Source organism: Schumannella soli, from assembly GCF_006517435.1.
Lineage (GTDB): Bacteria > Actinomycetota > Actinomycetes > Actinomycetales > Microbacteriaceae > Schumannella > Schumannella soli.
On sequence record NZ_VHQG01000004.1, the window covers coordinates 406,818 to 429,620 of the forward strand.

Below are 22,803 nucleotides of genomic sequence, written 5' to 3' on the forward strand. Positions count from 1 at the left end.
CATCGCGGACCGCGGCCACGGCGCGGACCGACGCAGCATCGCGGATCGCGGTCGCGCATCCCCTCGCTCCGATGCGGGCGGGCGGATGCGCGGCTCGGCTCACACGGGCCGAGTCGCGCGCGGCTGTCGAAAGCGGTCGCTCAGCCCCAGGCGCCGACCGGCGCCTTGACGATGTCGACCGGGCGGGTGCTCCAGTGCGCGCCGTTCGCGTAGTGACTCGACGCCCACGGCGAGGCCCAGATCGCGGCGGCGGTCACGTCGGCGGAGGCGCCGGACTCCATGCCCGCGACGATGCCCGGGTAGCGGCCGCTCTTGATGTTCTCGGCGCAGTAGCGGGCCGCCTCGACGAGGCTGACGTAGCTGCCGAGACCGGATCCGCCGCCCGACCCGAAGCCGTTGTTGAGCGGGTTGTTGCGGTTCCACCAGTTGTTCGTGCCGTTCTCCTGGCGCATCCAGCGCAGCATCACGGTCACGTTGGCGTCGGTCTGCTGCCAGCCGCCGAAGAGCAGCACCATCTTCGCCCAGTCGGCGTTCGTGCCGCTCTGCTTGAGGGTGTCGATGCCGGCGGTGGCCATGACCACGTCGCGCGAGACGTCGTTCGCGGCCACGTCGTCGTCGACGGTCAGCGCCGACTTGAGCTCGTCGGTCGTGCGGATGTCGCCCTCGGCGATCGCGGCGGGCGTGCCCGGCGCGGCCTTCAGGTGCTTCACGGCCGCGTGCGCGCCGACGGCGGGGGTGACGGTGAGGCTGGCGACGAGCGCGGCCCCCATGAGCACCTCGACCATGGCGCGACGGCGCAGCGAGACGTTCGGAGTGCCCCCGACGCGCGGAGCGGAGGCGGCGACCTGCGGGGTCGACGAAGCGGACCGGGAACGGCCGTCAGTGAGTCGATGAGATGAGCGGGTCATGCAGCCGTCGACGATAACAGAGGGTTCTGGCCGCCGTCACGCCCCGATTCCCAGGGTCGCCCGATCGAGGTGACGCCGATCGCGGGGAGTCGGCAGCGCCCGCGGCGTCCTCGACCAGGATCGGCGTCACCGTCGTCGACGGAACTCAGAGGCCGGCCTCCTCGGCGCGGAGGTGGGCGAGGGCGGTGCGAGCCGCCGTGCGCACGTGCGCCGCGCAGAGCGCCGAGGCGGTCTCGTCATCCCGCCGCTGGATCGCCTCGACGATGCCGCGCAGCTCGCGCACGACCTGCAGCGGGCGTCCCTTCTCCGACAGCGAGGTCGCGCGCAGCGCCTGCACGCGCACCTGGATGCTCTCGAGCAGCTGCTGCAGCGCGGCACTGCCGGCGCCCTCGACGAGCACGACGTAGAAGTCGTCTTTCGCCTTGAGCAGCTCGCGGATCGTGGTGTGCTCGTTGGTGACCTCGTCGAGCTCGTCGACCGTCGCGACCAGGCGGTCGACCTGATCGTCGGTGGCGCGCTCGACGAAGCGGCGCACGATGAGCGACTCGAGCCCGGCCCGCACCTCGTAGAGGTCTTCGGCCTCGGTCAGCGAGGGGGCCGAGACGACGGCGCCCTTCTGCGGCACGACCGTCACGAGGCCCTCGGTGGCGAGCTCGCGGATGGCCTCGCGCACGGTCGTGCGCGAGACGCCGAGCCACTCCATGAGCTCGCGCTCGACGAGGCGCTGGCCTGGCTGCAGCTCGAAGTCGCGGATCGCCTGGCGCAGGCGGCCGAGCACCTGCTCGCGCAGGGGGGCCGCGATGCGTCCGACCGGCTCGAGGCCGGCGACGACGAGCGAGTTGGCGGGGGTCATGGACGGGCTCGATTCGGGTGAGTGATGCTGTTCGGCAATCTAGCCTCCCTCAGTGCTCCGACGCGGATGCCGCGTCCGAGATCCAGCGCGCGACCTCGGTGTGGTCGGCGGTCGGCTCGAGCGCCTCGGCGGCCTCGGCCCAGTGGGCCACGGCCTCGTCGGCGAGTCGGTGGTAGGCGCCGGTCGACTCGGTGAGCCCCTGCGCGATGCGCATGTCCTTGAGCATGAGACGCAGGCCGAAGCCGGAGTCGTAGCCGCCGGGCAGGATGAAGTTGGGCCACTTGTTGTCGGTCGAGCCGCTGCGTCCGCTGGCGGCGTTGAACACGGCGAGCATGATCTCGGGGTCGAGGCCGAAGCGCTGACCGGCGATCATGACCTCGCTCGTCGCCCAGAGGTGGGTGGCCGAGAGCAGGTTGTTGAGCGCCTTGAGCGCGTGGCCGGAGCCGACGGCGCCGGTGCGGGTGACCTTCCCGAGCACGCTCAGCACGACCTCGGCGCGGTCGACCTCGGCGCTGTCGCCGCCGGCCATGATCGCGAGGGTGCCCCGCTCGGCGCCCTTCACCCCGCCCGAGACGGGGGCGTCGACGAGCGGGATGCCGTGCCCGGCCAGGCGCTCGGCGAGCGCCTGGGTGGCGAGCGGCTCCGAGGAGCTCATGTCGAGCAGCAGCGTGCCCGGCGCGAGCGCGGAACCCGAATCCCCACCCGCGCCGAGCAGTTCGTCGACGACCGCGGTGACGATCGCCGAGTTGGGGAGCATGAGCAGCACGACGCCGGCGCCGGTCACGGCCTCGGCCGCGGTCGCGCATCCGGTCGCCCCGATCGCGGCGACGCGCTCGACCGCACCCGGGGCGACGTCGAAGCCGCGCACCGGGAAGCCGGCGTCGACCAGCCGCGACAGCAGGGGGAAGCCCATGTTGCCGAGGCCGATCACGGCGACGGTCGGCTGCTCAGCCATTCGAGGCCGCCGGCTCGGTCGCGGCGTCGGCCGGCGCGTCGGCCGGGGTCATGGCGCCCATCTCCTCGATCACGCGCTCCGCGACGCGGAACGACTCGAGCGCGGCGGGCACGCCCACGTAGATCGCGGTCTGCATGAGCACCTCCTGGATCTCCTGCACCGAGACGCCGTTGTTGATCGCGCCGCGCACGTGCACGCCCAGCTCGTGGGTGCGGTTGAGCGCGGTGAGCATGGCGAGGTTGATGAGGCTGCGGGTCTGACGCGGCAGTCCCTCGCGGGTCCACACGGCGCCCCAGCAGTACTCGGTCACGAGCTCCTGGATGGGCCGCGAGAAGTCGGTGACCTGGCCGAGCGAGCGCTCGACGTGCGCGTGACCGAGCACCTCGCGGCGCAGCTGCAGGCCGGCCTCGTAGGTGTCGGCGTGGGTGTCGTCGGGGCTCATGAGGGGTCCGTTCGCTGGGGTTCGGTCGTGTAGTCGGCTTCGTCGACGGCATCCGCCCAGACGGTGGGGCCGAGCGACACGGCGGTGTGGGTCATGAAGGAGTCGGGAGCGGCGCCGTGCCAGTGCTCCTCGCCGGGCGAGACCCAGACGACGTCGCCGGGCAGCAGCTCGACCACGGGACCGCCGGCCGACTGCGTCACCCCGCGACCGGCGGTGACGAACAGGATCTGGCCGTCCGCGTGGTGGTGCCAGTGCGTGCGCGCACCCGGGCGGAAGCTGACGTCGTTGATGGTCACGCCGTCGGTTCCGGTCATGGTCATGTAGTTGTCGACCTGGCCGGTGAACTGCGAGCCCTTCTTGGCTCCCAGTCCGACGCGACGGTCGGCGGTGACGTGCTTCATCGGGTTCCTCCCTCGGGGCTGGTGGCGGCATCGGCACCCGGCAGCGGCAGGTGCAGCCGCACTCCCCCGGAGACGTCGCCGATCGCATCCACGACCGTGTTGCTGATCTCGTCGGCGCGGCCGCTGGCGATCGCGAGCCCGAAGGCCGCGACGGGTCCGGAGGCGTGCAGGCCGGCGACGCCGAGGTCGGCGATCAGCTCGGTGTAGAGCTGCACGTCCTTCATCATGAGCGTGTTCGTCAGGCCGCCCTTGAGGTAGTCGCCGTGCACGATCTTCGGGAAGCGGTTGAGTGTGGCGAAGTTGACGCCCGAGCTGGCGTTGAGCACCTCGAGCAGCGCATCCAGGTCGAGTCCGGCCTTCTTTCCGGCGACCATGACCTCGGCCGTGGCCGACAGGGCGACGGCGTTGAGGAAGTTGTTGAGCAGCTTCGTCACGTGACCCGAGCCGCTCGCGCCCATGTGCACGACCGTCGTGGCGATGTGCGCGAGCACCGGCTGGATGCGCGCGAGGGCGTCCGCGTCGCCGCCCACCATGAGCGTGAGCGTGCCCTTCTCGGCCGCGGCCGCTCCGCCGGAGATGCCCGCGTCGAGGTAGTGCGCGCCCTTCGCGGCGAGCTTCTCGGCGATCGCGCGGGTGGATGCGGGTGCGGCCGTCGACAGGTCGACGACCACCTGGCCCTCGCGCACGTTCGCGAGCACGCCGTCGTCGCCGAGCACGACCGCCTCGACGATGCGGCTGTTCGGCAGCGACAGCAGCACGACATCCGACTCGCGCGTCACCTGGGCGCCCGACGCGGCGACCGTGGCTCCCGAGGCGTCGAGGTTCGCCTGCTGGGCGTCGAAGCCGAGCACGTCGACCCCGCCGCGCAGCAGCGAGCCCGTCATGCGCCCGCCCATGTTGCCGAGCCCGATGAATCCGACTCTCAGCTCGCTCATTCCGCGGCCCCCTTCCAGTCGTCGCCGTACAGCGCGGTGTCGACGGCGGAGTAGTCCCAGGCGCCCGCCCCTCCGGAGGGGCGCACGGTGTTGACGATGGTCGCACCGCCGTCGGCGGAGACGACCTGCCCGGTCACGTAGGCCGAGTCGTCGCTGAGCAGGAACGCGACGACCCCGGCGATCTCCTCAGGGCGGCCGGCGCGGCGCAGCGGCGTGGTCTCGGCGCGGCGCTCCATGTCGTTCTTGCCGCCGGAGGTGCCGGCGGCGGCCGCGAACAGCTCGGTCGGCACGATGCCGGGGGCGACGCCGTTGACGCGGATGCCGAGCGGCCCGCCGTACATGGCGGCGCCGTGGATGAGCCCGACGACGGCGTGCTTGCTGGTCACGTAGGGCAGCAGGTCGGCGCTGCCGGTGAGGCTGGCGATGCTCGCGGTGACGGCGATCGTGCCGCGCGTCTGCGTGCGGCGGAACTCGCGGAACGCGGCGCGCAGGCCGAGGAACTGGCCGCGCACGTTCACCGCCATGACCTTCTCGAAGTCGGCGACCTCGAGTTCGGGCAGCGCGGTGAATCCGCCGAAGATGCCGGCGTTGAGGTGGTGCAGGTCGATGCCGCCGAAGGCCTTCAGCCCGGCCTCGACGTAGGACTCGACGCCCTCCTCGGTGGAGATGTCGGCGGTGACGGCGATGGCGTCGGTCGGCAGCGCGCCGACGAGCTCGTCGACGGCGGCGCCGTCGAGGTCGACCGCGACGACGCGGGCGCCCTCCGAGGCCAGTCGCTGGGCGCTGGCGCGGCCGAGGCCGCTGCCCGCTCCCGTGACGACGGCGATGCGATCAGCGAAGCGCATCCGCTGCTCCCTTCTGATCGGGGTGGGTGTCGGCGGCGGGCGCCGCCGGGGTCGCGGGCAGCTCGCCGATGACGGCGGCGTGCTCGCCGAGCGCGCCGACTGCCCGCGGGAAGCGGTCGAGCGTCGACGGGTCGTGGCCGGTGACGACGTGCGCGACCTCGCCCGCGGCGAGCGCCTCGCGGATGAGCCGGAAGGCGTCGTACATGGCCGGCAGCTCGGCGACGGAGGTGAACGGCATGTCGCGCTCGTACTCCTCGTAGTAGTGCACGGCGTCGCTGGCGAGCAGCACGGTGCCCTCGCTCGTGTCGACGAGCACCATCGCCTGACCGGGCGTGTGGCCGCCGACCTCGATGACGCGCACGCCGGGGGCGTAGTCGAGCTCGCCGCCGAAGAAGTCGATGCGGCCGGCGTCGCGCGCGGCGACGAGGGCGGCGATCTCGGTGTCCTCCACCGAGTGGTGGAAGAGCGTCTGGTGGCCGTTCGGGCCGGTCCAGAAGTCGAACTCCTTCTTCGCGAGCAGGAAGCGGGCGTTCTCGAACAGGGCGATGTTGCCGATGTGGTCGAAGTGCCCGTGGGTGAGGATCACCTCGGGCGCCGTCGCCGGATCGACATCCGCCAGCGCGAAGGCCTCGTGCGGCTCGAGCAGGAAGGTGCGCTGGCGGTTGCCGCCGCCGAGGCGCGAGAAGCCGGTGTCGACGACGATCTCGCGCTCGCCGTCGCGCAGCACCCAGAAGAAGTAGTCCATCTCCAGGTCGCCGTCGGGCTCGCCGTAGAGCGGGTAGTTGAGGTAGACGCCCTCGCGGGTGGCGTGCCGTGTGCCGTAGCGCACGATCGTCACCTGCCAGAGGTGCTTCGGCTCACTCGGCATGGCGCAGCTCCCAGATGCGGTCGGCCGCCCTCAGGGCGAGGGCCTGGATGGTGTGGGTCGGGTTGACGGCGGCGCCGGTGGCGAAGCTCGACCCGTCGACGATGAACAGCCCGGGCACGTCGTGCGCTTGGTGGTCGGCGTCGACGACCGAGTCGGTCGGGTCGGAGCCCATGCGCGCGGTGCCGAGCAGGTGCCAGCCGAGGATGCTGTCGAAGCCGAGCACGCGCACCGAGTCGGCACCGGCGGCGTAGGCGAGCTCGGTGGCCCGCTGGATGCCGTGCGCGCCGAGCTTCTTCGAGTTCTCGCTGAGCGTGTAGTAGGTCTTCACGCCCGGCAGGCCGAAGGCATCCAGGTCGTCCCAGTCGAGCTCGACGCGGTTGTGCGCCTCGGGCTCGTCGTCGCCGCACACCCAGATCGTGGCCTCGTGGTTGAGGTGGTGCTCGAGCGCGGCGTGGTGGCCCTCGCCCCACGGCGCCGTCTGCAGGGCCGTGTTGAGCGGCGAGTAGCCGCGCATCGCGACCATCGCGAAGCCGCGCAGGTGGTCGTTGTCGGGGTCGGTCTCGTAGAAGTGCCGCGACGAGACCGTGCCGCCCCAGGCGCCGCGGTCGGCGTCGGTGCGCTCGGGGAAGTGCGCGATGACCATGGTCTGCACGTGCGGCAGGAAGTTGCGGCCGACCTGGCCGCTCGAGTTGGCGAGGCCGTCGGGGAAGCGCTCGGAGGTCGACATGAGCAGGAGGCGCGGCGTGCCGATGCCGTTGCCGCAGATCACGACCGTCTTCGCGCGGATCGTGCGCACGACCCCGTCGGCGTCGTAGTACACGGCGCCGTCGGCGTGCCCGTCGTCGTCGATCGTGACCTCGCGCACGCGGGCGCTCGTCACCAGGTGGGCTCCGGCATCCAGCGCCTCGGGCCAGTAGGTGTTCGACGGCAGCGACAGCGCGCCGCTCGGGCAGCCGAAGGCGCAGAAGCCGCGGTTCACGCAGGCGGTGCGGCCCTTGTGGTCGACCGAGAGGATGGCCTGCGACTGCGCCCAGTAGTACCAGCCGAGCTTCTCGAAGCCGTCGATCCACTTGTTGCCGATCGTGCCGATCGGAACGGGCGGCAGGGCGAGGTCGTGGCGGTCGGGCGCGGTGGGATCGCCGGCGAGGCCGCTGACGCCCATCTGCTGCTCGTTGATCTCGTAGTAGGGCACGAGGTCCTCGTAGTCGATCGGCCAGTCGACGCCGAAGCCGTCGAGGCTCCGGGTCTTGAAGTCGCTCGGCATGAGGCGCCAGAAGTGTCCGCCGTAGCCGACGGCGCTGCCGCCGACGGCCGAGTACATGTAGACGTCGACGGGGTTCTCGCCGAGGTTCGTGACCGGGTAGTCGGCAGGGCCGCGGCGCTTGCCGGGGCTCGCGTTCCAGTAGTGCCGGCCGCGCACCTCCCAGTCGCGATGCGCCTTGGGGATGTCGGCGTCGTCGATCCAGTCGCCCTGCTCGAGGCAGACGACCTGCACGCCGCGGCGCGCGAGGCTCCACGCGACGGCCGCGCCGGCGGCACCGGCGCCGATGACCAGCACGTCGGTCTCAGGGATGGCACCCGCGGTGTCGTCCGAGGCGCCGGCCGTGCTGGTGGCGTCCGCGACGCCCTCCGCCGCGCTCACGAGGCCGCTCGCACGTTGACGGGGAACTGCTTCACGCCGTCGAGGCGCTCGACCGGGAACGGCGCGAGCGGAGCCCCGTTCACCGTGCGGCCGATGTCGAAGCCCGTGCGCTCGGCCACGACCGCGAGAACGCGCTCGTGCCGGTAGTAGGCCTCGTACGTCAGCTCGAGCACGAGGGCGAAGGCCTCGGCCGTCCGCTCCTCCTTCTCGAGCGCGGTGAGCACCGCGACGACCTGGGCCGGCTCGAGCCCGGCCAGGGCGGCGCCGTGCTCGGCCCGCGCGACGACGTCGGCCCGGTCGAGAGCGGCGAGCAGCAGCGGACGCAGCTGGGGCGCGGTGAAGACCACCGCATCCACGTACTCGACGGTGTCGAGCTCGGCCGCATTCGGCCAGTGGTCGTCGCCGGGGATGAGGCGGCCGACCCAGGCGGTCAGAGTCACCTGGCGGCGCGGGTCGAGCACGCGGATGCCGTGCTCGCCGGGGGCGACGTAGGTGCGCCCCATGAGCTTCTCGAAGCGGCTGTGCGTGTCGGCGCCGCCGCGGGAGTCGAATGCCATGAGGGTCCCCTTATCCGTTCCGTCGCCGGCTGTAGGCGTCGAGGGCCACCGCGAAGACGATGATCGCGCCCTTCATGACGGCCTGGCTGTTGGTGTCGAGGCCGATCGAGTCGGAGACGTTGGTGATGCAGGCGATGATCAGCAGTCCGATGCCGGTGCGCCACATCGCGCCCTCTCCGCCGAAGAGCGAGGTGCCGCCGATGACGACCACGGCGATCGAGTCGAGCGCGATCGTGCCGCCGAGGTCGGCCTGGCCGACGCCGACGCGCGAGGCGATGATGAGTCCGCCGATCGCCGAGCAGATGCCGACGACCGTGTAGGTGATGATGCGCAGCCGGTCGACGCGGATGCCGGCGAGGCGCGCGGCCTCCTGGTTGCCGCCGATCGCGTAGAGCGACTTGCCGTAGACGGTGCGGCTGAGGATGAACGCGCCGAGGATGAACACGACGATGAACAGCCAGGTCGCGTTCGGCACACCGAGGAAGCTGCCGAGGCCGAGCTCTTCGAAGCCCTCCTTGTTCACGACGATCGGGGTCGACTGCGAGTAGATGTACGCGCCGCCGCCGAATACCGACGAGGTGCCGAGGGTCGCGACGAAGGCGTTGACCTTGAGCTTCGTGACGAGCAGGCCGTTCACGAGGCCCATCGCGAGGCCGAGGATGAGCGCGATCAGCACGGCGGCCGGCAGCGGCAGCTTGTTGGCCATGTCGGCGTAGAGCACCGCGGTGGCGGCGTAGATGGCGCCGACCGAGAGGTCGAAGCCGCCCGCGATCATGACCATGGTCATGCCGACGGCGATGATGCCGAGCGGCGCGTTCTGCGACAGGATCTGGCTCAGGTTGCCCGGGTCGAGGAACCCGGGGTAGATGATCTGGGCGCCGATGATCACGAGGATCAGCACCCACACCATGCCGAAGTGCAGGAAGATGTGCGCCGCGACCTTCTTCGCCGAGCGGGGCTCGACCGGCTGCTCGGGCCGGTTCAGGGCGACGGTGGCCGAGTCGGCCAGGTTGGTCTCAGGCACCGGTGGCCTCCTTGTCGTGGTGGCCCTCGCCGAATGCGGCGGCCAGGATGGCGTCGACGTGCACGGGGTCCGTGCCGCGGATGAGCTCGTCGACCGCGCGACCGTCGCGCAGCACGATGATGCGGTCGGCGACCGCACTCACCTCCTCGAGCTCGGAGGAGGCGATGATGACGCCGATGCCGTCGGCGGCGAATCGGCGGAGGGCCTTGAGGATCTCCTCCTTGGCGCCGACGTCGACGCCGCGGGTGGGCTCGTCGGCGAGCAGGATCTTCGGCGCGAGGAAGCGCCAGCGCGCGAGCAGGAGCTTCTGCTGGTTGCCGCCCGAGAGCGTTCCGGCCTTCGCCCCGAGGCGAGCCGGGTCGAAGCCGAACTCGGTCACCAGCTCGGCCGTGCGGGCCTTGAGCTGCGCGGTCGACATGACCCCGGCCGTGGCGACCTTCGAGTAGCGCGCGATGGCGATGTTCTCGGCGGCCGTCATCCCGAGCACGAGGCCCTGGTTCTTGCGGTCCTCGGGGATGAGCGCGACGCCGGCGTCGAGCGCGGCGCGCGGCGTCTTCGGCCAGCGCACCTCGCTGCCGCCGATCCGCAGGGTTCCGGTCGACTTCGGCTCGAGGCCGGCGAGGCAGCGCAGCAGGGTCGTGCGGCCGCTGCCGACGAGTCCGCCGAGCCCGACGATCTCGCCGGGGCGCACGTCGATGGCGATGTCGTAGAGCAGGCCGGGGAGCGAGATCCCGGTCGCGATCAGCGGCTGGTCGTCGCGGCGCTCGTGCACCGTGACGCTCGTGTCGACGCCGTTCTCGTCGACGTCGCCGGCGAGCTCGGCCTTGACCAGGCCGCCGGCCTCGCCGAGCATCTCGTCGACGATGCGGGTGCGGTCCCACTCGGCGACAGGACCCTGCTGCACGACGCGGCCGTCGCGCAGCACGGTCACGTGGTCGGCGACGTCGAGCACCTCCTCGAGGTTGTGCGAGACGAAGATCATGGTGACGCCCTGGCTGCGCAGCTCCTTGACGAGCCGCACGAGCGCGACCCGCTCGGTGTCGCTGAGGGCCGCCGTGGGCTCGTCGAGCAGGATGATCTTGGCCTCGGCGACGAGGGCGCGCATGATCTCGAGGATCTGCTGGTCGGCGACCGACAGGCGCCGCGCCATCTGGCGCCCGTCGATGCGCACGCCGAGTCGGCTGCACAGCTCGAGGTAGCGGCGGTGGATCTCGCGGCCGCGCACGACGCCGGCCGAGGAGGGCGTCATACCGAGGAAGACGTTGTCTTCGGCGCTGAGGCCGGGCACGATCGTCAGCTCCTGGTAGATCGCGACGAGGCCGGCGGCGCGCGACGCGGTCGGCTCGCCGGGCTTCGGCTGCACGCCGCCGATCGTGACGGTGCCCTCGGTCGCGGCGACGCGGCCGGTGAGCACGCCGATCAGGGTCGACTTGCCGGCGCCGTTCGCGCCGACGAGGGCCTCGACCGTGCCGGCGGGGATCGTCAGGTCGACGCCCTTCAGCGCGCGCACGCCGCCGTAGGTCTTGACGACCCCGTCGACGACGATCGCGGGGGTGGATTCGGCGCTCATGCGGAGACCTCCGTGCTGTCGGTGCCGGTGCCGTGCGTGCCGGCGCTGTCGTCGCTCGGCGGCGTGCCGATCGGCAGCGGCGCCGTGTCCGGCGTCGCCCGGTAGATCGCGCCCCGGGCGCGCACGGCGCTGGTGACGTCATCCAGGTCGTCGTCGAAGACGATCGGGATGACGCTGCGCTTCTCGTAGCCGACCCGGCGGGCGACGTCAGCGTCGAGGAAGTAGGCGGCGGTGATCGCGTCGGCGAGCGCCGGGAATTCGGCGGGCGGGGTCGCGGCGAGGCTCGCGAACTCGGCGGGCAGGGCCCGGCCGTCGTCCTCGCGGGCGGCGAGGTCGCCGAGCGCCGTGCGCACGGGCGCGAGCAGGTCGGGGCGCACCGAGAGCACCCGGTCGATGCCGGTCGAGGCGACGTGCCCCGCCGAGCCGGTCGGCATGTCGACGCCGTCGACGCCTGTGCCGGCGGGGATGAGCACGTCAGCGACACGGCCGAGCAGCTCGCGCTCGGCGTCGCTCAGCGGCGGAAGCTCGCTGGCGGGCAGCTGGTACGACATCAGGCCACCTCCTGCTGACGGCGCTCGGCGATCGCGTGCTCGGTGGCGCGCAGCGCGAAGGCCGCGATCGTCGGCGTCGGGTTCATTCCCGACGAGGTCGGCCAGGTGCTGCCGTCGACGATGATCAGGTTCGGGATGTCGTGGCTGCGGCCCCACTCGTCGACGACCGAGGCGCTCGGGTCGACGCCCATGGTGGCGGTGCCGAGGATGTGCCAGCCGGTCTCGCGGATCATCGGCGCGACGATCGTCTCCTTCGCGCCCGCCTCGATCAGCGACTCCTGAGCCCGCTCGACGTTGAAGGCGAGCAGGTCCTTCGTGTTCTGCGAGGTGGTGTAGATCATCTTCGCCGCGGGCAGTCCGACGTTGTCGGTGCGGCTCGGGTCGAGCTCGATGCGGTTGTGCTCTTCGGGCAGGTCTTCGGCGACGATGCCCCAGGCGACCGAGTGGCCGAGCCGGTCAGCGACCGTGCGGTGGAAGTCGTCGCCCCAGATCGGCTTGCCACCCCAGGGGAACGCGGCGGTCATCGCCTGCGGTCCGCCGGTCGGCGTCACGTTCCACTTCGCGCCGCGCACGAAGCCGCGGCGGCGGTCGGTCTCGTAGAACTCGAGCGAGTAGATCGGCTGACCCCAGACGCTCTTCCACGGGTCGAACTTCTCGTCGAAGACGCCGACGACGGTCGCGAAGGGGTGCATCATGAGGCGCTTGCCGACGAGGCCGGACGAGTTGGCGAGGCCGTTCGGGTTGCGCTTGTCGGCCGACATCTGCAGCAGGCGCGGGGTGCCGACGCCGTTCGCGGCGAGCACGACCACGTCGGCCTCCTGCCGGCGCTCGACGCCGTCCTTGAGGTAGACGACGCCGGTGGCGCGGCCGCGCGCATCCACCTCGACCCTGCTGACGGTCGCGCCGGTGATGAGCTGCACGCCAAGCTTGAGCGCGTCGGGCCAGTGCGTCACGTCGGGCGACCCCTTGGAGTGGTTCGGGCAGCCCCACATGCAGGCGCCGCGCTGAACGCAGGCGCCCTGGTTGCGGTAGTCCTCGGTGGCGATCGCGTTGCTGCCGGGCCACCAGTGCCAGCCAAGGCGGTCGTGCGCGGCGGCCATCATGCGGCCGGCGCGGTTCATCGGGCCCGGGCGCATCGGGTAGGAGGTGATGTCGGGGAAGGCCGTGTCGCCCGGGTAGCCGGAGACGCCGAAGTCGGCCTCGATGCGGTCGTAGTAGGGGGCGAGGTCCTCGTAGCTGAAGGGCCAGTCGTCGGCGACGCCGTCGAGGGTGCGCACCCGGAAGTCGGAGGGCATGAGGCGCATCCAGATGCCCGCGTACATGACCGCGCTGCCGCCGACGCCGTTCCAGATGAGCGGGTCGACATCCGACTCGCTCGTGTCGATCGGGTAGTCGGCGGGCGCCTGGCGCACCTTCGGCAGCGGGTTCCACGGCTTGCCCGCGCTGAGCTCGAGGTACTCGTCGGCGACGTGCGAGGTGGAGTAGTCAGGCCAGGTGCCCTGCTCGAGGCAGACGACCCGGAAGCCGGCCTCGGCGTAGCGCTTGGCGGCGACAGCCCCGGCGGGGCCGGCGCCGACGATCACGACGTCGGCGCGCTCGCCGCGCACGGCGGGGGCGGTCAGGTTGCTGGCGGCCATCAGAGGGCTGCCTTCGGGGTGAGGATGCGGCGCTGCATTTCGGTGACCTTCGCGGTGGTGAGCGGTCGGTGGAGCGGTGGTGCTGGATGAGCGGTGGTGCTGGTGGTGCTGCGCTGCGGCGGAGCCGCGGTGCTGGCGCGCCCGGGGCGGGGGTGGATGAGCATCCCCGCCCCGGGGCGTCTCAGTGCGTCACGATCAGTACTCCGGGTCGAACGACTTCGCGTCGGCCGGGGTCAGGATCTGCACGCCGGTCTTCGCGGCCTCGCCGGTCAGCTCGGCGCCGTCGTTCGGCAGGTAGCTGGTGACCTTCTCGCCGGCGAACGCCGCGGCGATCGCCTTGACCGACTGGGCGGCCATCGTCGAGGGGTAGTAGGGCGACGAGCCGGCGAGCGTGCCGTCGCGCAGCTGCTCGATGGCCCACTTCGAGGCGCCCTTGTCGTAGAGCTTCACCTTGCCGTCGAGCCCGGCGCCCTTGAGCGCCTGGTAGGCGCCCTGGGTGACGTCGGAGTTCGCGGCGCTGAACACGACGGTCGTGTCGGGGTTTGCCTTGAGCAGCGGAGCGAGCTTCGCCTGGCCCTGGTTGAGGGTGTAGTCGGTGTCGACGGTCGAGACGATGTCGAAGTCGGGGTACTTCTTCTTCATGGTCTCGATGGCCTTCTCGAGGTTCTTCGTGACGCCGAAGAGCTTCGGTCCGCTCAGCGCGATGACCTTCTGCGGGCCGGGGTTCTCCTTGGCCATGTGCTCGATGTAGCCCTCGAAGACGGTCGAGGAGTCGGTGCCGCCGATGTAGTTGAGGGTGCCGGGCGTGTACTGCTCTTCGCCGACCTTGAGTGCGCGACCGCACAGCGGCACGGCGATGACCGAGACGACGACGCCCTTCTTCGGGGCGGTCTGCGACATGATCTTGCACATGATCTCGTCGTTGATCGGGTCGATGATCATGGCGTTGAAGCGGTTCGACTGCAGGGCGTTCTGCACCTGGTTGAACTGCGTGGTGCCGTCCCACTTGGCGTCGAAGACGGTGACCTTGGCGTCCTTGATCTTCGCGACCTCGGCCTTGACCGTCGAGGTCGACGACTGCAGCCAGGCGTTGTTGACGCTGGGGGCGAAGTAGGCGAGGCGGATCGGGCCCTGCACCGAGACGGAGGTTCCGCCGGCATCCACGGTGACCTTCTTGCCGGTCGCGGCGGAGGTTCCCGAGGAACATCCGGCCACGAGCCCGACGAGTGCCGTCGCGAGGGCGATCGCGGCGAGCGTGCGTCGCTTCATGAATAACTCCCTTGTTATCTGCTGACGTGCCGTCGCGTCGTCGCTCGGGCAGTCCGAGCGACGGGGGCTGAGTTCGCGGTGCTGTGGTGCTCGGGTGAGACGCCATCCGTCGCTCGGTGCGGTGATCGTACGACAATCCGACAATCTTGGTCAACTGCGGGCTGAAGACCCGGAAAACGAGTTCCAATCACCCTCAATTTTGTGTGATCGTATGACGAAGCAACTCACCACGGTCGAGGAGTCGAAGATGACCTACCGCCCCGAAGTCCACCCGCGGCACGTGCGCGTGCTCGCCTACGCCGAGGCGCGCGTCGTGCTCGACGCGGCTCTGGCCGAAGCCGAGCGCATCGGCGTGCCCGCCAGCGTCGCCGTGCTCGACGCCGGCCGCGAGCCGCTCGCCTTCGGCCGGCAGGACGGCGCGGGTCTGCTCACCGGCGAGGTCGCGACCGGCAAGGCGTTCACCGCGATCTCGCTCGGAACCGCGTCGGGCGACCTGTCCGTCGCCGCCAACACCGGCGGCGACTTCGCCGCGCTGCACCACGCGACCTCCCGCAACCTCGTGACCTTCGCGGGCGGCTTCCCGCTCGTCGACGCCGAGAGCGGGAACCTCGTCGGCGCGATCGGCGCGAGCGGCGGCAGCCTCGACGAGGACATCGCGATCGCCCAGGCCGGTGTCGCCGCGTTCCTGGAGCTGGCCCGATGACCGCCGCCCTCGCTCCGCGCGGACCGCGCATGGACGGCCGCCGCGTCGTCATCACCGGCGCCGCCGCCAACATCGGCGCGGCGACCGCGCGCCTGCTGGGCGCGGAAGGCGCCTCCATCGTCATCGGCGACCTCGACGACCGCGCGCAGCTCGTCGTCGACGAGCTCGTGGATGCGGGCGTCACCGCGACCTTCGTGAAGACCGACGTCTCGAACGGCGAGAGCATGCAGGCGCTGCTCGCGGCCGCGAACGAGTTCCTCGGCGGCATCGACGTGATCATCAACAACGCCGGCGTGCAGCGCTCGAGCGCGATCAGCGAGATGAGCGAGTCGGACTGGGACCTGCACATGAACGTCAACGCACGCTCGTGCTTCCTCGCCGCGCGCTACGGCGTGCCCTACCTGCGCGAGTCGGGCCGCAACCCGGCGATCGTCAACATGGCGTCGGTCGGCGGCTACAAGGCTCCCGCCGGACTCAGCGGGTACTCCGCCTCCAAGGGCGCGATCATCGCCTTCACCCGCACGGTCGCGACCGAGCTCGGCCCCGACGGCATCCGCGTCAACGCGATCGCGCCGGGCTGGGTCGACACCTCGTTCAACGACCCGATCGTCGCGCACATGGGCGGCAAGGCGGTGCAGGATGCGCAGGTCGCCGCGGGCGTGCCCCTCGGCCGTCAGGGCCGCAGCGACGAGATCGCCGAGGCGTTCCTCTTCCTCGCCTCCGACGCGTCGACCTTCATGACGGGGCAGACGATCGTGATCGACGGCGGCGCCAGCTAGGCGCGCTTCCCGAGAGCGCGGGCGCAGCGCGGCTCGCCGGGGTCAGCCCGCGGCGTCCTCGCGCAGCGCGGGGCAGGTGCCGCCGTGCCGTGCCGCGAGCTCGTAGTGCCACATCTCGTTCGCGTAGATCTGGCAGAGGCCGAACTCCTCGGCGTGCGACTGCATCCACAGCGTCGTCTCCCAGGGGCCGATGTCGACGGCCGAGCCGCTGACGTGAGCCGAGTCGCGGGGCGTGGCGACCCAGCGCCGGGCCTCCTGCTCGCTGCCGTAGTGCCGCACGGCCGTGTCGAAGAGCCACTGCTGGTAGCGCTCGCTGCGCCAGCCGCTCGTGAGCACGAGGTCGTGGCCGTCCTCGACGGCCGCCGCCGCAGCCGCCTGGATGGCCGCGCGCAGGTCGGGGTCGAGGTTCGCCACAGCGGGCACGCTCTCGTCGTCGACCGCGACCGAGTCTCCCGTGGCGATGTAGCCGTCGGCCGCGGTGGGCGATCCCGTCCACATGCCGCCCGAGGCGAGTCCGCCCGACGGAGCCGAGGGCAGCACCCGCTGCACGGTCGGCGCGAGCGCGCCGCGCACACCGGGGATCGCCACCGCGGCGATGACGAGCGCCAGAACCAGCAGGATGAGCGCGAGCGCGAGAGCACGGGCTCGTCGCGTCGCGCGCGAGAGGTGAGGGCGGGCCGGCACCGGGCGGGCCGACGACGGTGCGGACACGGGCGCGGTGGGCGGCGCCCAGGCTCCGGGCAGGCGATGCAGGGCGTCGGCGGGCGGATGCGGGGCGCGGGATTCAGGTCTCATGCCAGCCAGAGAACCGCGGCGGATGTTGCGAGGGCGTATCGCTTTCCGCATACGCCGGCGATATGCACACCCGCCTACGCTCGGCCTATGCGTGTGCTGGTGGTCGAAGACGAGCTGTACCTGGCGGAGGCGATCCGCGACGGTCTGCGGCTCGAGGCGATCGCCGCCGACCTCGCCGGCGACGGCGACCGCGCGCTCGAGCTGCTCGCGATCAACAGCTACGACGCGCTCGTGCTCGACCGCGACATCCCCGGCGTGCACGGCGACGAGGTCGCCCGGCGCGTGTCGTCCGAACCCGGCGGCCCGCGCATCCTCATGCTCACGGCCGCCGACCGGCTCGACGACAAGGTGTCGGGGTTCGAGCTCGGCGCCGACGACTACCTCACGAAGCCCTTCGCCTTCCGCGAGCTGGTGCTGCGGCTGCGCGCGCTCGCCCGGCGCCCGGCCGAGGCGGCGCCGCTCGTGCTCGAGCGGGCGGGCGTGAGCCTCGATCCCTTCCGCCGCGAGGTGTTCCGCGCGGGCCGACACGTCGCCCTGACCCGCAAACAGTTCGCGGTGCTGCAGGTGCTGCTCGAGGCGGGCGGCGGCGTGGTCAGCGCCGAGACGCTGCTCGAGCGCGCCTGGGACGAGAACGCGGATCCCTTCACGAACGCGGTGCGCATCACGATCTCCTCGCTGCGCCGCCGACTGGGCGAGCCGTGGGTGATCGAGACCGTGGCCGGCGTCGGGTACCGCATCGCCGACGAGCCCGAGGCGACGCCGTGAGTGCCCGCCTCAAGCTGACCCTGAGCTACGCCGCCTTCCTCGCGGTCGCGGGCGTCGCCCTCGCGGCGCTCCTCTTCTACCTGCTGCGCTTCGTGCCCGATTCGAGTGTCGAACTCGCCGCCGGCTTCGCGCCGAGCCGCGGCGACCTGCTGCGCGCGCTCTGGCCGCGGCTGCTGCAGGTCGGCGCCGTGCTGCTCGTGGTCGGCTTCGTCGGCGGCTGGTTCCTGGCGGGACGCATGCTGAAGCCGCTGCGGCGCATCCACGACGTCGCGGTGCGGGTGGATGCCGGCTCGCTCGACGACCGGGTGCGGCTCGGCGGCGCCCGCGACGAGTTCCGCGAGCTGGCCGACACGCTCGACGGCATGCTCGACCGGCTGCAGGCGGCGTTCGAGGAGCAGAAGCGCTTCGCGGCGAACGCCTCGCACGAGCTGCGCACCCCCTATGCGATCTCGCGGTCGCTCATCGAGGTGGCGCTCGCCGACCTCTCGGGCACGGACGTCGAACGGCTGCTGCGCCGCCTCGACGACACGAATCGCCGAGGCGCGGAGGCGGTGGAGGCGCTGCTCGCGCTGGCCGCGCTCGAGCACGCCGGCGCGCTCGATCCGGAGCCGGTGGATGTGGCGGAGCTGACCGGCGAGGTCGTCGGCGAGCTGCGCCCGGTCGCCGAGAGCGGCGGCGTGACCGTCTGGACGAGCCTGGGCGAAGGCGACGTCGACGGACGCGAGGCCCTCGTGCGTCAGCTGGTCGCGAATCTGGTGCTCAACGGCATCCGCCACAATCTGCCGGTCGACGGGCGAGTGGATGTCGGCACGCGCACGGCCGCCGACGGCGCCGTGGAGCTGCGCGTCGTCAACAGCGGCCCCGTCGTGTCGCCCGAGCTCGTGCCGACGCTGACCGAGCCCTTCGTGCGCGGCGCCGGACGGGTGGCGCAGACCGCGAGCGTCGCCCCGGTCGACGCGACGGCGCCGCCGCCGCATCTCGTGCCGGAGGGCAGCGGTCTCGGTCTCACCCTCGTGGCGCGCATCGCCGCCGTGCACGGCGCGCGGCTGGCCATCACCGCACCCCCGACGGGCGGGCTGGATGTGCGGGTGCTCTTCCCCGCGCCGAGCGGCGCGGCCGCGGCGACGGATCCGACCGAGACCGCGGGCCCCGGTGCGGTCCGTGGAAACGGCCGCGATGCGGTCCATGGGGACGGATCCGGCGCTCCCGACCGAGGAGGAGCGCGATGAGGTTCTCGATCCTGCACTGGGGCTCGATCTTCTTCTACCCGATCTGGGTCGGCCTCGCCGCGATGAGCGTCGTGATCGGATCGGTGCTGCTGCGCCGCGGCGAGCGCGGGCGTCTGGCGCTGGTCGGCATGGCCGGGATCGTGCTCGTCTTCGTGCTCGGACTCACGCTGCTGCCGACCGGGCAGTGGACGAGCGGCCAGTTCTGCTCGCTGCGCCTGACCGCGCCCGACCTGCTCAGCGCCGAGCCGTTCTCGAACCTCGGGCTCTTCGTTCCGCTCGGCTTCTTCCTGGCGCTCGCGACGAGGATGCCGATCATCTCGGTCGCCGCCGGCTCGCTCGTCTCGGCCGGCATCGAGGCGACGCAGGCCTACGTGACCGCGATCGGGCGGGCCTGCGACGCGAACGACTGGATGCTCAACACGGCCGGCACGCTGGTGGGCGTCCTGCTCGCCGTCGCGGTCTCGGTGGTCGCACGACGCTCATCCGCGCGCACCTCTGCTGCCGGCTGATCCGCCGGCGTCCGCGCCGATGACAGAGCGGCCGGGCGCCCCTGCACCCGGCCGCTCCTTCTGACGGCGGCTTCAGTCGTCCCGGCCGGAGCCGCCGCGTCCTCCGTGACCCGAGTCGTCGGATCCGCCGCTGTGGTGGCCGGCGTCATCCGAGCCGCCGCTGTGCGAGGAGCCGGACCCGGACGATCCCGAGCCGGAGGACCCGGATCCGGAGTTACCCGAACCGGATCCGGAGTTCGAACCCGGCGCGGGCGCCGGTGCGGGGCGGTCTCCCCCGTGGTCGTCGCCGACGTCGTGGCCGGCCCCGTCGTCCTGACCGGAGTGGCGCGGCAGATTGTCGTCACCGACGTCGTGGCCGGGGCGCTCGTCCTGGCCCGAGTGACGCCGCAGGTCGTCGTCGCCCGGCTCGGCCGAGGCCGATCCCGAGGGTCGAGGGCTCGAGCTCGGGCTCGTCCCGTCGTCGCTGCCGTGGTCGTCGACCACCGACGAGGGCACGGTGCCGAGCTGGTTCGTGGGCACCGCGTTGAGGGTCGCCGCGTTCACGGCGACGCCGCCGGCGGCGATGGCCAGCACTCCGGCGGCGATGCCGGCGATGGCGAGCTGCTTCTTCATGTCGCGGATCTTCATGTCGTTCACGCTAGGGACGCGCCGTCGAAGACGGGCCCCGCGGACATCCAAGAAACGTCCAAGATCGCGGGATGCCGCTCCCCCGCTCTACGACACGAGCGCCGCGACCCCGGAAGATGAGTGTCATGCGCGCCCTGCTCGTCGAAGACGATCCCTCGCTCGCCGACGGCATCGTCGACGCCCTCGCCGGCTCCGCGATCGTGACGCGGCACGTCGGCACCGGGCGCGAGGCGCTGGCGGCCATCGCCGACGACGCCCCCGACATCGTCATCCTCGACCTCGGCCTGCCCGACATGGACGGCACCGATGTGGCGCGCGCCGTGCGTCAGGCGGGCGAGACGCCGATCATCGTGATCAGCGCGCGCAGCGCCGAGCTCGACCGGGTGCTCGCGCTCGAGCTGGGCGCCGACGACTACCTCGTGAAGCCCTTCGGACTGCGGGAGCTGCTGGCGCGCATCCGCGCCGTGACCCGGCGTGCGGCTGCGGCATCCGCGCTGGCCGAGGCGGCCGCCGCAGTGCCCGGGATGGACAGCGCCACGGGTGCGGACGGCGCCGCGGGCGCGGATGTCGCCGCGGGCGCGCCGGACCTCGGCCCACTCGCGATCGACGAGCGAGCCCAGCGCGTCACGCTCGACGGCGCCCCGCTGCACGTGACGCCGACCGAGTTCGAGCTGCTGCGCCACCTGGCGAGCGATCCGGGTGCGGTGCGCCGTCGCGCCGACATCCTGCGCGACGTCTGGCACACCGAGTGGTTCGGGGCGACGAAGACGCTCGACGCGCACGTCGCGGCGCTGCGGCGCAAGCTCGGATCGCCGGAGTGGATCCAGTCGGTGCGCGGCGTCGGATTCCGCTTCGAGGTGCCGGCCGGCGGCGCGGATCCCACCGCCGACGCGGAGGGATCCCGCCCATGATCCGCCGCATCCTCGCCGCCCTGATCGCGGTCGTCGTGATCGCGCTGCTCGTGCAGGACATCCCGCTCGCCAGCTACCTGCGCGAGACCGAGGAGGCGCGACTGACGACGGCGCTCGAACGCGACGCGTTCGTTCTCGCCGGGCGTTCGAGCGACGCGCTCGACGGCGACAGCGACGACGCCGCGTCGCTCGCGGCCGTGCGCAACCTCGCGAGGCAGTACGCGGCCGACAGCGGGGCCCGGCTCGTGATCGTCGACGCCGACGGCGTCGCCGTGGCGACGAGCGACGAGGGGGATGCGGCGGTCGGCGAGTCGTACGGCTCGCGCCCCGAGTTCCGCACGGCGCTCGGCGGCAGCCCGACCTCGGGCGAGCGCTCCTCGCAGACGCTCGGCGGCGAGCTGCTGTTCGCGGCCGTGCCGGTGATCTCGGGCGACACGACGGTCGGCGCCGTGCGCGTCAGCTACGACGACCGGCAGGTGACCGAGGCCACCTCGAGCAAGATCTGGAGCCTCGCCGTCGTCGGCATCACGACCCTGCTGCTGGCGGGCGTGATCGGCTTCATCCTGTCGCGCTCGATCACGCGGCGACTGCGCCTGCTGCGCCACGCGACCGAGCGCTTCGCGCGGGGCGACCGCGCCGTGCGGGCCGACGCCGAGTCGGGCGCGCCCGAGGTGCGCTCGCTGGCCGGCTCGTTCAACACGATGGCTGCGCGCATCGACGATCTCATCGCCCAGCAGCGCGCCTTCGCGGGCGACGCGTCGCACCAGCTGCGCTCCCCGCTCACGGCCGTGCGACTGCGGCTGGAGCACGCGCGCGAGCTCGTCGGCGTCGACCCCGAGGGGGCGACGCAGCGCCTCGACGTCGCCGAGGCCGAGCTCGACCGTCTGGACGAGCTCATCGAGGGGCTGCTCGTGCTGAGCCGCGCCGAGGATGCCGCTGCGGTCGAGACCGTGGACGCGGGCGCGATCGCCCGTGAGCGCGTCGAGGCCTGGCAGGCCCTCGCCGAGGAGCGCGAGAGCGTGATCGAGCTGGACGGGGCGGCGGATCCGCTGCTCGTCTCGGCCGTGCCCACCGCCGTCGACCAGGTGCTCGACAACCTCATCGACAATGCCCTGCGCGCGGGCGGGCCGGGCACGCGCATCCGGGTCTCGCTCGCTGCCGCCCCCGATGATGCGGACGCCGTCGACCTGCACGTGATCGACAACGGCCCCGGCATGACAGCCGAGCAGCGCGCTCGCGCCTTCGACCGCTTCTGGCGGGGACGCAACGACGACCTCGGCAGCGGACTGGGGCTCGCGATCGTCGCCCGCCTGGTGCGCGCCTCGGGCGGCGAGGCGACCCTGCACGACGCCGTCGGCGAGGATCTCGGACTCGACGCCCGCGTGCGCTGGCGCCGCCCCTGACACCTCTCGTCCTCCCGCACCCGCACCCGCCACTCCTCAGGACCGATCGGTCGATGGATTGGCGCGGGGCGGGCGGCCTAGGCGTCGCCGATGTCGCGCAGGATGCGGGCGGCGCGCTCGAGCACGGCGCGGTCGTCGTCGGAGAGGTCGGCGAGGATGCGGTCGAACCAGGCGTGCCGCCGCACGCGGTCGACCGCGGCGATCTCGGCGCCGGCTTCGGTCGGCACGATGCTGACGCGGCGGCGGTCGCGGGCGTCGGGCTCGCGGCGCACGAGTCCGAGCTGCTCGAGCCGGTTGACGGTCTGGCTGATCGTCGAGAGCGCGACGCGGTCGCGATCGGCGAGCTCGCTGAGCGACTGCGGTCCGGTCGCGGTGAGCGCCGCGAGCACCTCGGTCGCGCTCTCGCCGAGGTCGCCCTGCGCGCGCAGGCTGCGGAAGCGGCGGTAGATCACGGCGACGCTGCGGCGCAGCTCGTGACCGAGCTCGCGCACCTCCGGGTCGATCGGCGGAGCGCCGCCGCCGGCTTCGGCGGCGCGCGCGGCCGCCGCGTGCTCCCGCTCGAGCGCGGCGCGTTCGACCTCGCTGCGGTGCGTCGCGTCACGACTTGATTCCCTGCCCACGATTG

The 22,803-nt window shown here is 72.2% G+C and carries 25 protein-coding genes; 7 read left to right on the forward strand and 18 right to left on the reverse strand.

Annotated elements, in window-relative coordinates:
• Positions 1-140: 140 nt before the first annotated feature.
• From FJ657_RS14670 to FJ657_RS14740, 15 genes are all read right to left on the reverse strand, one after another.
• Positions 141-908: a hypothetical protein gene (locus tag FJ657_RS14670; RefSeq protein WP_141164444.1), complete on the reverse strand. Its 768-nt coding sequence runs from the start codon at positions 906-908 to the stop codon at positions 141-143.
• 145 nt (positions 909-1,053) lie between these two features.
• Positions 1,054-1,761: a GntR family transcriptional regulator gene (locus FJ657_RS14675; protein ID WP_141164445.1), complete on the reverse strand. Its 708-nt coding sequence runs from the start codon at positions 1,759-1,761 to the stop codon at positions 1,054-1,056.
• Between the two features lie 49 nt (positions 1,762-1,810).
• Positions 1,811-2,716, reverse strand: coding sequence for an NAD(P)-dependent oxidoreductase (locus FJ657_RS14680; RefSeq protein WP_141164446.1), 906 nt, complete (start codon positions 2,714-2,716; stop codon positions 1,811-1,813).
• Complete coding sequence (pcaC, locus tag FJ657_RS14685) at positions 2,709-3,158, reverse strand: 4-carboxymuconolactone decarboxylase (protein ID WP_141164447.1); 450 nt, start codon at positions 3,156-3,158, stop codon at positions 2,709-2,711. Before pcaC ends, FJ657_RS14680 begins: the two co-directional genes overlap by 8 nt.
• Positions 3,155-3,559 (reverse strand): cupin domain-containing protein, encoded by a 405-nt coding sequence (locus FJ657_RS14690; RefSeq protein ID WP_141164448.1) that lies wholly within the window; start codon positions 3,557-3,559, stop codon positions 3,155-3,157. The genes pcaC and FJ657_RS14690 overlap by 4 nt, the downstream gene beginning before the upstream one ends.
• On the reverse strand, positions 3,556-4,494 hold the full coding sequence (locus FJ657_RS14695) for an NAD(P)-dependent oxidoreductase (protein ID WP_141164449.1): 939 nt from the start codon (positions 4,492-4,494) through the stop codon (positions 3,556-3,558). Before FJ657_RS14695 ends, FJ657_RS14690 begins: the two co-directional genes overlap by 4 nt.
• On the reverse strand, positions 4,491-5,339 hold the full coding sequence (locus tag FJ657_RS14700) for an SDR family NAD(P)-dependent oxidoreductase (protein WP_141164450.1): 849 nt from the start codon (positions 5,337-5,339) through the stop codon (positions 4,491-4,493). Before FJ657_RS14700 ends, FJ657_RS14695 begins: the two co-directional genes overlap by 4 nt.
• Positions 5,326-6,207: an N-acyl homoserine lactonase family protein gene (locus FJ657_RS14705; RefSeq protein WP_141164451.1), complete on the reverse strand. Its 882-nt coding sequence runs from the start codon at positions 6,205-6,207 to the stop codon at positions 5,326-5,328. The genes FJ657_RS14700 and FJ657_RS14705 overlap by 14 nt, the downstream gene beginning before the upstream one ends.
• Positions 6,197-7,849 carry an FAD-dependent oxidoreductase gene (locus FJ657_RS14710; RefSeq protein WP_141164452.1) on the reverse strand — a complete coding sequence of 551 codons (1,653 nt, stop codon included), beginning with the start codon at positions 7,847-7,849 and terminating at the stop codon, positions 6,197-6,199. Before FJ657_RS14710 ends, FJ657_RS14705 begins: the two co-directional genes overlap by 11 nt.
• Entirely contained in the window at positions 7,846-8,406 is a 561-nt protein-coding gene (locus FJ657_RS14715) for a gluconate 2-dehydrogenase subunit 3 family protein (RefSeq protein WP_141164453.1), read from the reverse strand. Before FJ657_RS14715 ends, FJ657_RS14710 begins: the two co-directional genes overlap by 4 nt.
• Before the next feature lie 10 nt (positions 8,407-8,416).
• The gene (locus FJ657_RS14720; protein ID WP_219995936.1) at positions 8,417-9,430 is read right to left on the reverse strand and encodes an ABC transporter permease; all 1,014 of its coding nucleotides are present in this window, start codon (positions 9,428-9,430) and stop codon (positions 8,417-8,419) included.
• Positions 9,423-11,000 (reverse strand): sugar ABC transporter ATP-binding protein, encoded by a 1,578-nt coding sequence (locus FJ657_RS14725; RefSeq protein WP_141164454.1) that lies wholly within the window; start codon positions 10,998-11,000, stop codon positions 9,423-9,425. Before FJ657_RS14725 ends, FJ657_RS14720 begins: the two co-directional genes overlap by 8 nt.
• Complete coding sequence (locus tag FJ657_RS14730) at positions 10,997-11,551, reverse strand: hypothetical protein (RefSeq protein WP_141164455.1); 555 nt, start codon at positions 11,549-11,551, stop codon at positions 10,997-10,999. The genes FJ657_RS14725 and FJ657_RS14730 overlap by 4 nt, the downstream gene beginning before the upstream one ends.
• The gene (locus FJ657_RS14735) at positions 11,551-13,188 is read right to left on the reverse strand and encodes a GMC family oxidoreductase (RefSeq protein ID WP_141164456.1); all 1,638 of its coding nucleotides are present in this window, start codon (positions 13,186-13,188) and stop codon (positions 11,551-11,553) included. The genes FJ657_RS14730 and FJ657_RS14735 overlap by 1 nt, the downstream gene beginning before the upstream one ends.
• Before the next feature lie 195 nt (positions 13,189-13,383).
• A complete protein-coding gene (locus FJ657_RS14740) occupies positions 13,384-14,457 on the reverse strand; it encodes a sugar ABC transporter substrate-binding protein (protein WP_141164457.1) in 1,074 nt (357 codons plus the stop codon).
• Positions 14,458-14,668: 211 nt separating this feature from the next.
• Here FJ657_RS14740 and FJ657_RS14745 point away from each other — a divergent pair, with 211 nt between their 5' ends.
• Positions 14,669-15,160, forward strand: a complete 492-nt coding sequence (locus FJ657_RS14745) for a GlcG/HbpS family heme-binding protein (RefSeq protein ID WP_141164458.1) — start codon at positions 14,669-14,671, stop codon at positions 15,158-15,160.
• The gene (locus FJ657_RS14750) at positions 15,157-15,939 is read left to right on the forward strand and encodes an SDR family NAD(P)-dependent oxidoreductase (protein WP_141164459.1); all 783 of its coding nucleotides are present in this window, start codon (positions 15,157-15,159) and stop codon (positions 15,937-15,939) included. Before FJ657_RS14745 ends, FJ657_RS14750 begins: the two co-directional genes overlap by 4 nt.
• A gap of 42 nt (positions 15,940-15,981) precedes the next feature.
• Here the strand turns inward: FJ657_RS14750 and FJ657_RS14755 are convergent, their stop codons facing one another.
• The gene (locus FJ657_RS14755; RefSeq protein ID WP_181408995.1) at positions 15,982-16,734 is read right to left on the reverse strand and encodes a M15 family metallopeptidase; all 753 of its coding nucleotides are present in this window, start codon (positions 16,732-16,734) and stop codon (positions 15,982-15,984) included.
• Between the two features lie 87 nt (positions 16,735-16,821).
• Here FJ657_RS14755 and FJ657_RS14760 point away from each other — a divergent pair, with 87 nt between their 5' ends.
• From FJ657_RS14760 to FJ657_RS14770, 3 genes are read left to right on the forward strand one after another with little or no spacing between them, the layout of a single operon-like run.
• On the forward strand, positions 16,822-17,499 hold the full coding sequence (locus FJ657_RS14760) for a response regulator transcription factor (RefSeq protein WP_141164461.1): 678 nt from the start codon (positions 16,822-16,824) through the stop codon (positions 17,497-17,499).
• A complete protein-coding gene (locus FJ657_RS14765; protein WP_181408996.1) occupies positions 17,496-18,728 on the forward strand; it encodes a sensor histidine kinase in 1,233 nt (410 codons plus the stop codon). The genes FJ657_RS14760 and FJ657_RS14765 overlap by 4 nt, the downstream gene beginning before the upstream one ends.
• Positions 18,725-19,237: a VanZ family protein gene (locus tag FJ657_RS14770; protein WP_141164463.1), complete on the forward strand. Its 513-nt coding sequence runs from the start codon at positions 18,725-18,727 to the stop codon at positions 19,235-19,237. The genes FJ657_RS14765 and FJ657_RS14770 overlap by 4 nt, the downstream gene beginning before the upstream one ends.
• A 72-nt stretch (positions 19,238-19,309) precedes the next feature.
• On the opposite strand, the gene FJ657_RS14775 is transcribed toward FJ657_RS14770, so the two are convergent.
• Positions 19,310-19,864, reverse strand: a complete 555-nt coding sequence (locus tag FJ657_RS14775) for a hypothetical protein (protein ID WP_141164464.1) — start codon at positions 19,862-19,864, stop codon at positions 19,310-19,312.
• 125 nt (positions 19,865-19,989) lie between these two features.
• Between FJ657_RS14775 and FJ657_RS14780 the strand changes: the two genes are divergently transcribed.
• Entirely contained in the window at positions 19,990-20,775 is a 786-nt protein-coding gene (locus tag FJ657_RS14780) for a response regulator transcription factor (RefSeq protein ID WP_141164465.1), read from the forward strand.
• Positions 20,772-22,178, forward strand: coding sequence for a sensor histidine kinase (locus FJ657_RS14785; RefSeq protein WP_255447361.1), 1,407 nt, complete (start codon positions 20,772-20,774; stop codon positions 22,176-22,178). The genes FJ657_RS14780 and FJ657_RS14785 overlap by 4 nt, the downstream gene beginning before the upstream one ends.
• Before the next feature lie 77 nt (positions 22,179-22,255).
• On the opposite strand, the gene FJ657_RS14790 is transcribed toward FJ657_RS14785, so the two are convergent.
• Positions 22,256-22,798: a MarR family winged helix-turn-helix transcriptional regulator gene (locus FJ657_RS14790; protein ID WP_181408997.1), complete on the reverse strand. Its 543-nt coding sequence runs from the start codon at positions 22,796-22,798 to the stop codon at positions 22,256-22,258.
• Positions 22,799-22,803 lie beyond the last annotated feature (5 nt).

Bases quoted from the DNA above. Each gene is read 5' to 3' on its own strand.
- FJ657_RS14780 (WP_141164465.1), top strand. From the start codon at position 19,990: ATGCGCGCCCTGCTCGTCGAAGACGATCCCTCGCTCGCCGACGGCATC.
- FJ657_RS14715 (WP_141164453.1), bottom strand. From the start codon at position 8,406: ATGGCATTCGACTCCCGCGGCGGCGCCGACACGCACAGCCGCTTCGAG.
- FJ657_RS14690 (WP_141164448.1), bottom strand. From the start codon at position 3,559: ATGAAGCACGTCACCGCCGACCGTCGCGTCGGACTGGGAGCCAAGAAG.
- FJ657_RS14705 (WP_141164451.1), bottom strand. From the start codon at position 6,207: ATGCCGAGTGAGCCGAAGCACCTCTGGCAGGTGACGATCGTGCGCTAC.
- FJ657_RS14725 (WP_141164454.1), bottom strand. From the start codon at position 11,000: ATGAGCGCCGAATCCACCCCCGCGATCGTCGTCGACGGGGTCGTCAAG.
- FJ657_RS14755 (WP_181408995.1), bottom strand. From the start codon at position 16,734: ATGAGACCTGAATCCCGCGCCCCGCATCCGCCCGCCGACGCCCTGCAT.
- FJ657_RS14785 (WP_255447361.1), top strand. From the start codon at position 20,772: ATGATCCGCCGCATCCTCGCCGCCCTGATCGCGGTCGTCGTGATCGCG.
- FJ657_RS14750 (WP_141164459.1), top strand. From the start codon at position 15,157: ATGACCGCCGCCCTCGCTCCGCGCGGACCGCGCATGGACGGCCGCCGC.
- FJ657_RS14770 (WP_141164463.1), top strand. From the start codon at position 18,725: ATGAGGTTCTCGATCCTGCACTGGGGCTCGATCTTCTTCTACCCGATC.
- FJ657_RS14675 (WP_141164445.1), bottom strand. From the start codon at position 1,761: ATGACCCCCGCCAACTCGCTCGTCGTCGCCGGCCTCGAGCCGGTCGGA.
- FJ657_RS14735 (WP_141164456.1), bottom strand. From the start codon at position 13,188: ATGGCCGCCAGCAACCTGACCGCCCCCGCCGTGCGCGGCGAGCGCGCC.
- FJ657_RS14740 (WP_141164457.1), bottom strand. From the start codon at position 14,457: ATGAAGCGACGCACGCTCGCCGCGATCGCCCTCGCGACGGCACTCGTC.
- FJ657_RS14695 (WP_141164449.1), bottom strand. From the start codon at position 4,494: ATGAGCGAGCTGAGAGTCGGATTCATCGGGCTCGGCAACATGGGCGGG.
- FJ657_RS14745 (WP_141164458.1), top strand. From the start codon at position 14,669: ATGACGAAGCAACTCACCACGGTCGAGGAGTCGAAGATGACCTACCGC.
- FJ657_RS14670 (WP_141164444.1), bottom strand. From the start codon at position 908: ATGACCCGCTCATCTCATCGACTCACTGACGGCCGTTCCCGGTCCGCT.
- pcaC (WP_141164447.1), bottom strand. From the start codon at position 3,158: ATGAGCCCCGACGACACCCACGCCGACACCTACGAGGCCGGCCTGCAG.
- FJ657_RS14680 (WP_141164446.1), bottom strand. From the start codon at position 2,716: ATGGCTGAGCAGCCGACCGTCGCCGTGATCGGCCTCGGCAACATGGGC.
- FJ657_RS14775 (WP_141164464.1), bottom strand. From the start codon at position 19,864: ATGAAGATCCGCGACATGAAGAAGCAGCTCGCCATCGCCGGCATCGCC.
- FJ657_RS14760 (WP_141164461.1), top strand. From the start codon at position 16,822: ATGCGTGTGCTGGTGGTCGAAGACGAGCTGTACCTGGCGGAGGCGATC.
- FJ657_RS14730 (WP_141164455.1), bottom strand. From the start codon at position 11,551: ATGTCGTACCAGCTGCCCGCCAGCGAGCTTCCGCCGCTGAGCGACGCC.
- FJ657_RS14700 (WP_141164450.1), bottom strand. From the start codon at position 5,339: ATGCGCTTCGCTGATCGCATCGCCGTCGTCACGGGAGCGGGCAGCGGC.